The organism is Gammaproteobacteria bacterium, assembly GCA_013697705.1.
Lineage (GTDB): Bacteria > Pseudomonadota > Gammaproteobacteria > UBA6002 > UBA6002 > UBA6002.
In genome coordinates, this window is record JACCWJ010000024.1 from 47,422 (window position 1) to 61,418 (window position 13,997).

The window sequence follows — 13,997 nt, forward strand, 5'->3', positions numbered from 1 at the left end:
CTAATGCTGAAGTTGCTTCATCTAAAATCCAAACCGGCGAATTTTTTAGTATGGCTCTGGCAATTGCTATACGTGGCGTTGGCCAGTATGGGTGGATTTGGGCTATTAGGCAATTGAAGCGATGCCTAAGATTCACTCATAATTTTATTGCGATGATTCTATCTATCGATATATGATTCAAAATCAAAATAATAGGAACTTTATGATGGCTCCAAAAAATAGACCGCCCATACATCCGGGAGAAATTTTACTCAAGGAATTTTTGGAACCTCTTGGGCTATCACAAAAACAATTTGCCGAACATTTAGGGTGGACATATCCCCGTCTCAATGAAATCGTTAATATGCATCGTGGGGTTACAGCAGACTCCGCCTTAGCATTCTCGGAAGCTTTCGGAATGGAACCTGAATTTTGGCTAAATCTTCAATGTAATTGGGATTTATGGCACGCCAGGAAAACCCATTTGCCAATAAAAGCACTGCAACAGATCAAAGAAAAAAGAAATAGATAATAAATTAATTTACCTCGTATACCGGTATATGATATAAAATATTCCTGAGATGAGGCGCTGGATTATAATTGATTTTCAATTATGCTATGCAATTTATTTGATATCCTCCTTATCATTTCATTGTAGCTAAGTATCAGAGATTGAACGCCCGGATGAGATTTTGTCAGTTTTGTTATTGGGCACGTCGAACGCGCCTTATTCTCAGCAATTTTGGTAAAATGCCTAGCATGCAAGGGTGATTAGCCTCGATAATGTCACAGTTTCTGATTTGCCAAAAGATTTTGACAATCCCATCATCGTGAGAGGTTCTAGAATGTCTAAAATGATTTCTCAAACAGATAATAAAAAAACTGTGCATCGCAATTTACCCGCAAAAGCATTATTAAATATTGCATTGGCTCGCGGAGAAGGAAAGCTAGCCCAAAATGGTGCGCTTTCAGTTACCACAGGACTTCGTACGGGACGCTCGCCACAAGATCGTTTTATTGTTCAAGATGAAGTCACAACAAATGAAGTCGATTGGGGAGCAATTAATCAATCTATTTCGACAGAATGCTTCGAAAGATTATGGCAACGTACACAAGAATATTTTAAAAAAAATACACATTTTATTTCTTATTTAGCTGTAGGGTCTGATGAAAATTATCAAATGCCTGTGACTGTCATCACAGATTTAGCGTGGCACCAGTTATTTTGTTACAACGCATTTATACGAACTTTTAAAACAGAAGATTCCGCTAAAACTTGGACACTTCTTAACGCTGCCCAACTTAAAACTGATCCTGAAAGAGACGGAGTTAAAAGTGATGCAGCATTGCTTATTGATTTTAAAAAACGAAGAATTTTGCTCTGTGGCTTACATTATGCGGGTGAAATGAAAAAAGCGATGTTTGCTGTAATGAATTTCTTACTTCCTCCCCAAGGTATTTTACCTATGCACTGTGCGGCAAATGTGGGTCATGATGGAGATGCCGCATTATTTTTTGGTCTTTCTGGAACAGGCAAAACAACCCTATCAGCTGATCCTGATCGCTATTTAATTGGTGATGATGAACATGGCTGGGGAGATAATGGTGTATTTAACTTTGAGGGTGGCTGTTACGCAAAATGTATCAATCTTTCCGCTGAACGCGAACCGCTGATCTGGCAAGCGATCCGAGATGGCGCGATTATGGAAAATGTAGTATTAGACGAAACTACTTTAGCGCCTCGTTATGACGATAGTAGTCTTACACAAAATAGCCGCGCCGCTTATCCTCTTGAACATATTGAGCGAAGAATGAAGCAAAATCGTGGCGGACAACCCACGGCCATCATTTTTTTAACGTGTGATCTTTATGGTGTTTTACCACCTGTTGCAAAACTCAGCAAAGAACAAGCTGCATATTATTTTCTAAGCGGTTATACAGCACTGGTTGGAAGTACAGAAGTAGGCCAAGGCAGCGGAATAAAACAAACATTCAGCACATGTTTCGGTGCTCCATTTTTCCCGCGGTCACCCGATGTGTATGCTAATTTGTTGATACATCACATCGAACGAACTAACTGCCCAGTTTATCTTGTCAATACAGGCTGGACAGGTGGAGCATATGGTGAAGGCGGAAAACGTTTTGATATTCCGACGACACGCACCATTATTAACGCTATTCTGAATCAAAAATTGGAGCAGGCGACTTATGAAGTAATGCCTGAATTTAAACTCGCGATTCCGACTTCTATCAAAGAAGTCGATCAAAAACTACTAAATCCTATCAATGCTTGGCGGAGTACAGCAGACTACAATGGACACGCTAAAAAATTGACAGAAGCATTTATTGCTAATTTTAAGAAGTTTAAGGTCTCACCTGAAATCATGGCCGCAGGTCCTGAGTTGACTTAAGGTATGAACCTTGCAATGCATATGAGAAAAAATGATAGTTATTATTGAAGCGTATCGTGCTGGATTACTAAAATTTAAAAATTGGTTACCTAATATAGTAGCTGGTTTAATTGTTGGAATTGTTGCTTTGCCTTTGGCAATGGCTTTCGCTATTGCTTCTGGAGTGAAACCTGAACAGGGTTTATATACCGCTATCATCTCAGCATTAATTGTAGGAATTTTTGGGGGTAGCCGTGTACAAATTGCAGGCCCTACGGGTGCATTTGTTGTTATTCTCGCTAGTATTACAGCTCAATATGGTGTTGATGGTTTACAGATAGCTACCTTATTTGCAGGATTTATCTTGCTGTTTATGGGCATTATAAAACTGGGAAGCGTAATTAAATTTATCCCTGATCCTGTGATCGTGGGATTTACCAGTGGGATTGGTGTTATTATTTTTGTAGGAGAATGGAAGGATTTTTTTGGATTACCAACGCAGCTTCCTTTAAATGCACATTTTCATCTAAAATTATTAGCTTTAATTAAAGCATTACCCAATCTTGATTTGGCGACGACAGGCTTAGCTTGCTTAAGCTTATTTTTAGTATGGATAACTCCAAAATTCTTAAGACGTATACCCGGACCTTTAATTGCTATGGCTGTTGCAACAGCGCTTCAGACTGTATTTCAATTTAAATCGGTTGCGACCATTGGCAGCACCTTCGGGGGTATTTCACAAGTTCTGCCTCGCTTTCATTTGCCCACCATACAACTAACATCTGCTTTAAATTTAATTGGGCCCGCATTTACCATTGCACTCTTGGGCGCTATTGAATCGCTATTATCAGCTACTGCAGCTGATGGTATGACTAAGACACGTCACCATTCTAATCAAGAATTAATTGGACAAGGCTTAGCAAATATTTTTTCACCCCTTTTTGGTGGATTTGCTGCAACCGGTGCAATTGCCCGAACTGCAACAAACATTCGAAATGGTGGTAATAGCCCCATTGCAGCCATCGTGCATTCTATTTTTTTAATTCTTGTTATTTTACTATTGTCGCCATTAGCAAAAGACATTCCACTTTGTACGCTGGCAGCAATTCTATTTGTCGTTGCTTATAATATGAGTGATATTCCTCATTTTATCCATATGACCAAACACGCTCCTCGGTATGATCTACTCGTGTTATTTACAACTTTTTTGCTAACGATATTCACTAATCTAGTGGTTGCTGTGAATGTGGGTGTTATATTAGCTATGTTACTTTTCGTTCGCCGGATGAGTCAGTTTGTTACAGTTGAAAAACAAGACCATGAAATGTTGAATGGTAAATTAATAGAAAAAGGTTTGACTCTGCCAAAAGATACCCTTGTCTACACCATTCAAGGGCCTTTCTTTTTTGGGGTAGCTGAAAAAATAGAACATGCCCTTGCAGTAACTCATTCTGACCCAAAAAATATTATTTTTCGTCTGAAGAATGTTCCCTTTATGGATATAACGGGACTACAGACATTTAGTGAAGTGATCGAACAGTTTCATAAAAGAGGAGTAACTGTTTATCTTTGTGAGGCAAATCCAAAAGTTACTCGAAAATTAGTTAAAATAGGAATTACACGTTGGATTAGTGAGGGGCGTATATTTGAGACGCTTATAGAGATAGTTAGAAGTTTACATTAATTAAATATTTGCTTTTTTGAATTTTAAAAAAGAGCATATGTAGAATTAATTTGAAAAAAATAGGATTGAAACCATGAACACATTACCAAAATGTCCGAAATGTAATTCTGAATTTACTTATAAAGACGGCATATTTTTTGTTTGCCCAGAGTGTTTATATGAATGGGCCAATGACGAAGATGAAGAAGCCCCTGAAAATACCTTAATTATTAAAGATGCAAATGGTAACACACTTCAGGATGGTGACACGGTCACCGTCATAAAATATTTAAAAGTAAAGGGTTCCTCATTTACGGTCAAAGTAGGAACTAAAGTAAAAAATATCAGACTTGTTAAAGGAGACCATGATATTGATTGTAAAATTGATGGTATTGGTCCTATTAAGTTGAAATCTCAGTTTGTAAAAAAGGTTTAGATAGATGTGTTATTGGGCTAACTCCGTGAATCAACAATAAAAGATAACTCAGATGAATTATGATAAAATATTATAGAACTAGGCAGGGAAGGATCAAAGGGACTTAAAAATTGGATTATTCTTTCAGTTCAAGGTGGCTAAGACATGAACAATTAAACTACTCAAGTCAATAGCGTTTGTATTATGATCAATCGTATTACAAGTTATTATAGAACAACCGCTCTGCTTTAATGCTTCATAAGAATTTTTTGCGAATAACGCATGAATTCCTATACAAATAACCGATTTGACCTCTGATTTTTTTAGATGTTTTATAGCTTCAATCATTGTATTACCGGTTGATATAATGTCATCAATCAAAACTACCGTATGAAATCGGAATTCATGAATCTGTGGAATAGACACTTCCACTTCTCTGTCTCCGCGTCTAATTTTCTGTAAAATTAAATAAGGAATGTTAGCACTGTCTGCAATACTTGAAACCCACTGTTTGCTTTCAGCATCAGGACCTATAATAATTGGATTTTTTACATTGCCCTGTATCCATTTAACAATTTTTTCTTTTGCATGCAGAGTAAAAGTTGGCGTTGTATAAACTTCATCGAGATATTTGTATCGATGTAAATGAGGATCAATTGTCAGTAACCAATCAAAATTCTGTGATAATAAATCTGCAAAATATCGTGATGAAATACACTCACCCGTACTGAAATTCTTATCCTGGCGCATATAGGCTAAATACGGCGCTATTAATCCAATTTTTTTTGCACCTAACTCTTTCACTGTTCTTGAAAAGAATAACAATGGTAATATTTTATTATTAGGATAGTTTAAACTCGTCATCACAATCACATCTCGGTTTTGCACATCAGAATTAATTTTTATAAATGTTTCACCATCAGGAAAGTCACGCAAAACAGCATCTCCAATTTCTAGATTACAATTTTCGATTACTTTGTCGGATAACTGGGAAGGAGAAAATAATGAAAAAATAATGGCATTCATTCCGCATCCTCAAAGCATGAGATAATATCTTGTCTTTCTTGAATAAATGATAGCGCGTATCTAAGTTCACCCTTTGTTTCTGAATGTATAGTGAAAAGAGGATCATCTTTGCTGACTTTATCTGTAAGGCGAATATGTAAATCTACGCCTGCAGATTTAGATTGGGGTGCGCCCGCTAATTTCGCAATTTTTGCTAATTTTCTATTATCGATATTTTTGATTATGCCTGATTTGTATGAATGAATAGTATGAGTATAAACAGATTTGGGAATATCACGCATGCCACCTTGAGCCTCACATATCGCTTGAAATTTTTTCCATGCGAGTCCGCTATCAAGAATGTTTTTTGCAATTAATTCTCCTTGACCTAGTTCAACTGTTGGTGAAAATTCCAACACACTGCCTGCAAGCACTAAAGCACGTTCGCGTAGATCTTGAGGTGCGTCATCTTTTCCTTGCAATACAGACAATACATCACGTGCTTCTAAAGCTGGACCAACACCACGACCAATAGGTTGAGAACCGTCTGTAAACACTACACGCACTTTCATGCCTAGTTTATTTCCTATTGTTTCTAAATATTGTTTTAAAACAGTCGCCGTTTTTAAACTTCGGACTTTTGCTGTATTACCAATAGGAATATCAATAACCACATGATTAGAACCTGCTGCAATTTTTTTTGATAATATAGAGGCTACGAGCTGACCTTCACTATCCAAATCGAGCACTTTTTCAATTCGTATCAAAATATCATCAGCTGGACTCAATGCGACAGAACCACCCCAAATGATACAACCATTTTCTTTTTCAACTATTTTGCGCATGGTAGGAATGTCGATCTCGACTGGTGCAAATATTTCCATGGTATCAGCTGTACCGGCAGGTGAAGTGATGGCACGGGAAGAAGTCTTGGGTATAGTTAAACCAAATGCAGCCACAATAGGTACGACTATTAATGTCGTACGATTGCCAGGCACCCCACCCACACAATGTTTGTCAACAACACATTCAAAAGGCCATGTTAAACGCTCGCCTGTGTTAACCATCGCTTGGGTCAACTCAATAATTTCTGTAGTATTTAATCTATCTCCAGCACAAGCTGTTAAAAATGATGCAATTTGAATGTCTGATAAATCTCCAACCAATACATCGTTTATAATAGATTGGATCTGCCGAGGATAGAATTGATGATTATAGATTTTGGCGTGAATATAACTCAAAGAATCGAGTGGCTTTGGATGAGATAAAAATATCATATCATCAGGCGAAGCTCCTAAAAGGGTCCAAGCATTTTTCGATAAACTTGCTTCTTCTCTGCTTAAAAGTTCAGACTCAATCGTGTTTAAAGTAGCAATAATAATCTTGTCACCAAAAGTAATTTGAATTCGAGCTTGAGCTTCGAACCCTTCAGCACGGCAAATAGGACAATCTTGTCGCATATAAATAATATTTTCTTTATAGGTATCAATGCCAAGATATTTGAGGCGTAAAGAATATTGCCGCATTTAATTACAGCTCTTCCGTTTGCAAGTACACAGGTATTTCACAGTCCCATGCTAATTCCTTTTCTATTATGTTTTTCAAGGACTGAGCGGCTTCCGGCTCACCATGGGTGATAAAGGTTTTTATGGGTGGTGTGGTAATTTTTTTTAACCAGGCCAATATTTCTTGATAATCAGCATGTGCTGATGTGTTACTAAGTTCAATCACTTCTGCTCGTATCGGAATCATTTGGCCATGAATTTTAACCTCAGATTCCCCATTAACCATCCGTGCACCACGCGTACCACCCGCCTGATAACCGGTAAATAAAATGGTATTGCGGTAATCTTGAGCAAATTGTTTCAAATGATGAAGAACACGTCCGCCTGTCGCCATCCCACTTGCAGAAATAATGATGATTGGGTATTGATAATTATCAATAGCTTTGGATTCTTCAACTGTGTTGGTATAAGTAGCACCGGCACAAATGTCATAACACTGCTGCTTAGAGAACTTATATTCGTTAGCATAGTTACAGAAAATTTTAGTAGCACTCACCGCCATTGGGCTATCTAAAAAGACAGGTATATCTGGTATTTTGTTTGTTTTTTTTAACTGGTAAATAAAATACAAAATGCTTTGCGCTCTCCCCACAGCAAATGCAGGAATTATAACAGAACCACCTCGTTTTGCGGTTTTAGTAATTACTTTCCCCAACTGATCGATAGGATTAATCGCTTCATGCAGACGATTGCCGTACGTAGCTTCCAACACTAAATAATCCGTTGATTGAACAATAACAGGAGGATTCATCACGGGATCATGTGGTCTACCTAAATCACCACTAAATAAAAGTATACGATTATGATGTTTTATACGTACAAATGATGATCCAAGAATGTGACCAGAACGTGTTAACTGAAAACTCAGATCATCATCTAGGTGATATTCTAATCCGAAATTAACAGTATGAAAAAAGTGTAATGAACGCTCAGCATCCTCTTGTGTATAAAGTGGCAATGCTGGATGGTGCTTTGAATAACCTTGCTCATTTGCAAACCGGGCTTCTTCCTCTTGCAGATGACCACTATCTCTCAAAAGAATCTCACATAAATCTCTTGTAGCAGAACTACAATAAATTTTGCCTGAGAAACCATTCTTTACCAGCAAAGGTAAATAACCTGAGTGATCGATATGAGCGTGAGTAAGTATAACCGCATCAATCTTATGAGGATCAATGGGTAAATTACTCCAGTTACGCAAACGAAGTTCTTTGTAACCTTGGAAAAGACCGCAATCAATTAATATTTTTTTAGAATCTGAGGCTAATAAATATTTAGAACCCGTAACGGTCCCTGTGGCACCCATAAATGTGAGTTGCATAGATATCCTTTCAGTGCCTGCTTCTTGCAGAGTTAAATTTCAAAAAAAAATTATAAAAGATTCCAATAAGTTTTAGCTGACTCTTTATCAAATAATTTTTTATGTAATTCATGTTTAAATGCTTGCATATGGGGTGTCTGATTATGACGTTCAAATGCCTCTCTATTCTCCCAAAGAGAATACAATACAAACTCTTGATGATTATCGGTTGACTGATGGATATTATAAATAATACAGCCTTCATCTTGACGCGATTTCGTCATCAATTCTTTAAGAAAGTTTAGAACGTGGTTTTCAGTCCCTTCTTTTGCCAAACCCGCTACTATAAAAGCATAGTATCTATCATCCATAAACTATTTCCTTAATGTCTATAAAATAAGTGACACTTAAAGTATATATCAAATCGTAAATCGTAGTTTAAAAAATGGTAGCAGTGATCATGAAAGTTTTGATCATTGCTTAATATAATTATGATATATTTTATTATAATTATATAAAAAATAAATATCATATACAGGAAATGCAATGGAAAAACCTATTTATAATGGCTTGTCTGAAATTGAGGTCGTTAAAAAACTTAAGGAACAGGGATACAATGAGCTCCCAGCCACAATAAAACAACGAAATTGGTTAACAATTGCGTTAGAAGCCATTCGGGAACCCATGATCTTACTTCTGCTCATCGCAGGAGCCATTTATTTGGTTTTAGGTGATCCAAAAGAAGCCATTGTTCTTCTCATCTTTGTAGCGGTCATTATTGTAATTCTGGTCTTTCAACAGAGAAAGACAGAACACGTGTTAGAAGCATTGCGGGACTTAACCAGTCCACGTGCATTAGTGATTCGAGATAATATATACAAACGAATCGCTGGAAGGGAGGTTGTTGTAGAGGATATTGTTGTTCTGAAAGAAGGTGATCGTATTCCAGCTGATGCTATTTTATTAACATGTCATGATTTAAGAGTTAATGAGTCCATGTTAACGGGAGAAGCTATTTCTGTTAGCAAAAAAAAGTCAGATGACAACATACCAAAAAACCAACAACCAGGTGGCGATAATTTACCTTATGTGTATTCGGGAACGATGGTGACACAAGGACAAGGAATTGCAAAGGTGATTGCCACAGGCACAAAAACTGAAATTGGTAAAATTGGAAAAGTTATTCAAGAAATCAAACCAGAAAAAACCCCTCTCCAAAAAATGACAGGTCGATTAGTTAAAAATTTAGTAATTTTAGGATTAAGTTTATGTACCATCATTATCATAATATATGGTTTTACAAGAGGATCATGGCTTGGTGGGATATTGGCTGGTATCACCTTTGCCATGGCAACACTTCCAGAAGAATTTCCCGTTATATTAACGGTCTTCTTTGCTTTAGGTGCATGGCGAATATCTAAACTGCAAGTACTTACAAGACAAATCCCCGCTATCGAAACTCTAGGCGCTACCACTGTATTATGTGTGGATAAAACAGGAACGTTAACTCTAAATCAAATGAGGGTGGATGAATTATTTATTGACAAAGCCTATACCGTGGATTTTGTTAATGAGCCTGTATTACCCAGTAAATACCATGATATTGTGGAATTTAGTATCTTAGCTAGTGAAATAGAGCCATTTGATGCTATGGAAATAGCAATTCACAAATTAGGTGAACATTACTTAAAAGATACAAAACATTTGCACGCAGATCGAACTTTAATTCATGAATACGAACTCACACCCGATTTACTGGTGATAACACATGTATGGAAAATACCTGATCAATCCGATTATATCGTTGCAACAAAAGGATCACCTGAGGCTGTATATAAACTTTGTCACCTTGATGAAGAAACTACAAAACAGCAATCTAATTATGCAAACTCCATGGCAAAAAAAGGCTTACGTGTTCTAGGTGTAGCTAAGGCGATTTTCACTGGTGACCACTGGCCAAAAACACCTCAGGGATTTAAATTCGAATTTTTGGGGTTGGTTGGTTTGTCTGACCCTGTTCGTCCCTCTGCAAAACACGCTATTGATCATTGCCATCGTGCAGGGGTTCGTGTGGTGATGATAACTGGTGACTATCCCACAACTGCATTAGCTATTGCGAAACAATTAGGCATGCAAAAACATGATGAAATTATTACGGGAAATGAAATTGTAAAAACTACAGATGATAGTTTGAAAGAACAAGTGAATAAAACAAATATCTTTGCACGCATACTGCCAAGACAAAAATTGAAAATTATTCATATACTAAAATCGAATGATGAAATTGTTGCTATGACAGGAGATGGAGTCAACGATGCACCTGCGTTAAAAGCAGCGCATATTGGCATTGCCATGGGGCAAAGAGGAACCGATGTTGCTCGTGAAGCATCATCTATTGTATTACTCAATGATGATCTCTCATCTATCGTAGAAGCTATAAAACTTGGAAGAAGAATTTTTAATAACATTAAAAAGGCAATGGCTTATATTTTTGCTGTTCACATTCCTATTGCAGGGCTTACTCTCATTCCCTTAATAGTGGGTTGGCCATTGTTATTTTTCCCAATTCATATCGCATTTTTGCAACTTATCATTGATCCCGCTTGTTCAATTGCCTTTGAAGCAGAACCTGAAGAAAAAAACATCATGAATCGACCACCCCGAAAGTTACAAAGGTCTATATTTAGTCGTCGCATGATAGTGCTTAGTATCATTCAAGGGATCATCGTACTCATCATTAGTCTTAGCATTTATGGTTCCGCACTTTATATCAATAAAACAGAAGACGAGGCGCGTGCACTCGCTTTTACGACCCTTGTTATCGCAAATCTTTGCTTAATACTTACTAATCGTTCCTGGTCAGGCACAATTATAGAAAACATTCAAAAGCCTAATTCAGCTATGTGGTGGATCATTGGAGGAGCCCTCGTCTTAATAAGTGCAGCATTATTTATTCCATTCATGCGACACTTATTTCACTTTGATTTCCTACACCTCAATGACATCATTCTTTGCTTAACAGCAGGCATTTTTTCGATTGTATGGTTCGAGTTAATTAAAATTATTAGCAAAAAATTTAAACTTAAACTTGATGAATGATGATCAGTTTTCAACTATAAATTTGCCTTCAAAAGTGATGGGTAGAGTTAACATAAAAATTGCGAAAAATACTGCATAAGGTAATAAGTTCAAAATCTCCTTAAAAAATGTGGTTATCATTGCATTATGCTCCAAAAAAATTGATCGCCGCAGGTTTTGAATATCTTCATCAGGTTACAAGACGCACACCATCATTTGAATAAATATAAATATTATTACGACCAGTTGATTTACCGCTGCTGCAGCGCTAGATCTGCTTGCTTGATTAAAACATTAGTAGACATATCCACGGTGGGAATTATGGCTGTGATACCTATGGTAATTGTCACTAAAGGAGAAATTTTTGAATCCGCATTTTCTAGAGCCAGTTTTTTTAACTCCAGCATAATAGTTTTAGCAAGCATAACCGCATTATCAAGAGAATCATCTGGGATAATAATAATGAATTCATCGCCCCCAAAACGGGCCACAAAATCTCCTGCTCTCCTGACACATTTAATGAATACGTTTGCTATCTCACTTAGTGCCCTATCACCTGCTTGATGTCCATACAAATCGTTGTATTGTTTAAAATAATCAAAATCGATAAACAATAGTGACAATGAATGATGAGCGCGCATAGCCCGACGCCATTCCTTCTCTAGGACTTCTTCAAAATAGCGTCTATTGGCCACATTAGTTAGTTTATCGTAATGGCTTAAATGCGCTAATAATGCATTTTCCATTTTTACTAAATTAGATAATATAAATTGTTTGCGCGCATTGGATTCATTGAAGTAACTCGCAATTAGGCATAAACAAGCGGCGGCAGATAAAATATAATTATTCCCAGATAAACTCCAGTAGTAATGTAGAGGTGGGTTAATGCCACTAAAGAGATAGCCGATATTAAAAATAAGTAAGACCATTATCGAGGCGTACAAGATAATACGAAATTGCAATCTAGGGAGTGTTGTTATAAACAATAGTGTGAATGTTAAGCTTTGATAAAGCAAGTCTTTCATGTATAGCGGAATAATGGCAGCAATTATCACTAAACTCACCATGATAATAAAAGAAAAAACAAGAACATAATATTGGTGAAAGTAATAAAAGTATTTTGTGAAACTCATACTCGCCAATATGAGTAATAATGGGGTAGTAATGAATAATCTTACTGTAAGCGAGGTAAAATCATTAGGAAAAAAAGCCAAATCAAAAACACTACTGGCAGCAAAAAAAATCAAACCTAAAAATAGTGTAATTCTTGCTCTAAGTTGGTTATTTTCATTATAAGAAGCTTGGAACTCTTCTTCCAAGAGTATCGGAAAAGCTTGAACACTTATTTTTTTGTGAAGCAAAGAGTTAAGAAGTCCTATCCTGCTTTGGATATTCTCTGGATCGATTCTGCTTTCAATATCGTTAGTCTTCATATATGGTCACATCATCGCAATGGTTAATTGGCAGTGTCTCTAAGAAAGACTAGTATATTCTAATCATTATGGATTTTATACTTAAGGACTTAGTATGTATATAGAACATAGAGAGCGTCACCTTATTAAACGTATAGGCTGGTTACGCGCTGCTGTCCTAGGAGCAAATGATGGAATTATTTCTACCTCAAGCTTACTAATAGGGGTCGCAACTGCCCATACATCATATAGAGGTATACTCGTTGCGGGAATTGCCGGATTAATTGCAGGCGCAATGTCCATGGCAGCGGGTGAATATATTTCAGTGAGCTCTCAAGCAGACACTGAAAAAGCTGATCTAAAACGAGAAAAAATGGAACTAGAAACTGATGCAGCATCTGAACTTAAAGAATTAGCATCCATATATGTAAAACGGGGCCTTGAACTATCTCTAGCCAAACAAGTTGCCAGCCAACTGATGGCTCATGACGCTTTGGGAGCACATGCTCGTGATGAACTGGGCATTTCAGAAATTCTAATTGCACGTCCCTATCAAGCAGCATTTTCCTCAGCTTTCAGTTTTACCGGCGGTGCTTTATTGCCTCTATTAGTCACTATAATTACACCTACCTTTTATTTAGTTCCGATACTTTCGATCATGACTATTCTATTCTTGGCAATGCTTGGTGGATTGGCTTCAAAAGCAGGCGGCTCTTCAATGAAGACAGGTTCGTTCCGAGTTGCGCTTTGGGGATCTATTGCAATGCTTATTAGTGCTGGCATTGGTTCTTTTTTGGGAATAGCAATATAAATGTAAAAAGAGTATTGATATGAGTTTTCTAGGTGAATACATGCCATAGCTAATTACCTAATTCAATTGCTTGCTTATTTTCCAAAGTTTTTTTCTTCTCCCCCTGTTGAACTGTTGTAACATTAAATTTTTTTGCTTGTTGCAGTATTTTTTGCCTCGCCAAATTTATAATAACTAGCTTACAGTACTGCACCTAACTTCGAAATACCTTATGATCTAGCCCCGACTTCACGGACACCCCATTCCATGGTGCCTCAATTTATTTATTTAAATGGGTATGGAAATGGGTGACCCCTAAGACATTAACTGTAAGTTATTAGCCATTGGCTTGATTACAAATTCTGTCAGCTAGCATGTTTTACGATAGCCTTAACAGAGG

At 37.0% G+C, this 13,997-nt stretch carries 11 protein-coding genes; 6 read left to right on the top strand and 5 right to left on the bottom strand.

What is annotated here, in order from left to right:
* The first annotated feature begins 205 nt into the window (after window positions 1–205).
* From H0U71_05225 to H0U71_05240, 4 genes are all read left to right on the top strand, one after another.
* The gene (locus H0U71_05225; protein ID MBA2654447.1) at window positions 206–511 is read left to right on the top strand and encodes a HigA family addiction module antidote protein; all 306 of its coding nucleotides are present in this window, start codon (window positions 206–208) and stop codon (window positions 509–511) included.
* Window positions 512–824: 313 nt separating this feature from the next.
* The gene (gene pckA, locus H0U71_05230) at window positions 825–2,390 is read left to right on the top strand and encodes a phosphoenolpyruvate carboxykinase (ATP) (GenBank protein MBA2654448.1); all 1,566 of its coding nucleotides are present in this window, start codon (window positions 825–827) and stop codon (window positions 2,388–2,390) included.
* A gap of 31 nt (window positions 2,391–2,421) precedes the next feature.
* The gene (locus H0U71_05235; GenBank protein MBA2654449.1) at window positions 2,422–4,053 is read left to right on the top strand and encodes an STAS domain-containing protein; all 1,632 of its coding nucleotides are present in this window, start codon (window positions 2,422–2,424) and stop codon (window positions 4,051–4,053) included.
* 73 nt (window positions 4,054–4,126) lie between these two features.
* Window positions 4,127–4,468, top strand: a complete 342-nt coding sequence (locus tag H0U71_05240; GenBank protein MBA2654450.1) for an alkylphosphonate utilization protein — start codon at window positions 4,127–4,129, stop codon at window positions 4,466–4,468.
* Window positions 4,469–4,591: 123 nt separating this feature from the next.
* Here the strand turns inward: H0U71_05240 and H0U71_05245 are convergent, their stop codons facing one another.
* The 4 genes from H0U71_05245 to H0U71_05260 are packed head-to-tail and all read right to left on the bottom strand — an operon-like array spanning window position 4,592 to window position 8,688.
* On the bottom strand, window positions 4,592–5,473 hold the full coding sequence (locus H0U71_05245) for a ribose-phosphate diphosphokinase (protein MBA2654451.1): 882 nt from the start codon (window positions 5,471–5,473) through the stop codon (window positions 4,592–4,594).
* On the bottom strand, window positions 5,470–6,978 hold the full coding sequence (locus H0U71_05250; GenBank protein ID MBA2654452.1) for a thymidine phosphorylase family protein: 1,509 nt from the start codon (window positions 6,976–6,978) through the stop codon (window positions 5,470–5,472). The genes H0U71_05245 and H0U71_05250 overlap by 4 nt, the downstream gene beginning before the upstream one ends.
* Window positions 6,979–6,982: 4 nt before the next feature.
* A complete protein-coding gene (locus H0U71_05255) occupies window positions 6,983–8,338 on the bottom strand; it encodes an MBL fold metallo-hydrolase (protein ID MBA2654453.1) in 1,356 nt (451 codons plus the stop codon).
* A gap of 50 nt (window positions 8,339–8,388) precedes the next feature.
* Window positions 8,389–8,688 carry an antibiotic biosynthesis monooxygenase gene (locus H0U71_05260; GenBank protein MBA2654454.1) on the bottom strand — a complete coding sequence of 100 codons (300 nt, stop codon included), beginning with the start codon at window positions 8,686–8,688 and terminating at the stop codon, window positions 8,389–8,391.
* Between the two features lie 175 nt (window positions 8,689–8,863).
* Between H0U71_05260 and H0U71_05265 the strand changes: the two genes are divergently transcribed.
* On the top strand, window positions 8,864–11,416 hold the full coding sequence (locus H0U71_05265) for a cation-translocating P-type ATPase (protein ID MBA2654455.1): 2,553 nt from the start codon (window positions 8,864–8,866) through the stop codon (window positions 11,414–11,416).
* Window positions 11,417–11,646: 230 nt separating this feature from the next.
* Here the strand turns inward: H0U71_05265 and H0U71_05270 are convergent, their stop codons facing one another.
* Window positions 11,647–12,828, bottom strand: a complete 1,182-nt coding sequence (locus H0U71_05270; protein ID MBA2654456.1) for a GGDEF domain-containing protein — start codon at window positions 12,826–12,828, stop codon at window positions 11,647–11,649.
* 94 nt (window positions 12,829–12,922) lie between these two features.
* Here H0U71_05270 and H0U71_05275 point away from each other — a divergent pair, with 94 nt between their 5' ends.
* Complete coding sequence (locus H0U71_05275) at window positions 12,923–13,618, top strand: VIT family protein (protein MBA2654457.1); 696 nt, start codon at window positions 12,923–12,925, stop codon at window positions 13,616–13,618.
* The last annotated feature ends 379 nt before the right edge of the window (window positions 13,619–13,997 follow it).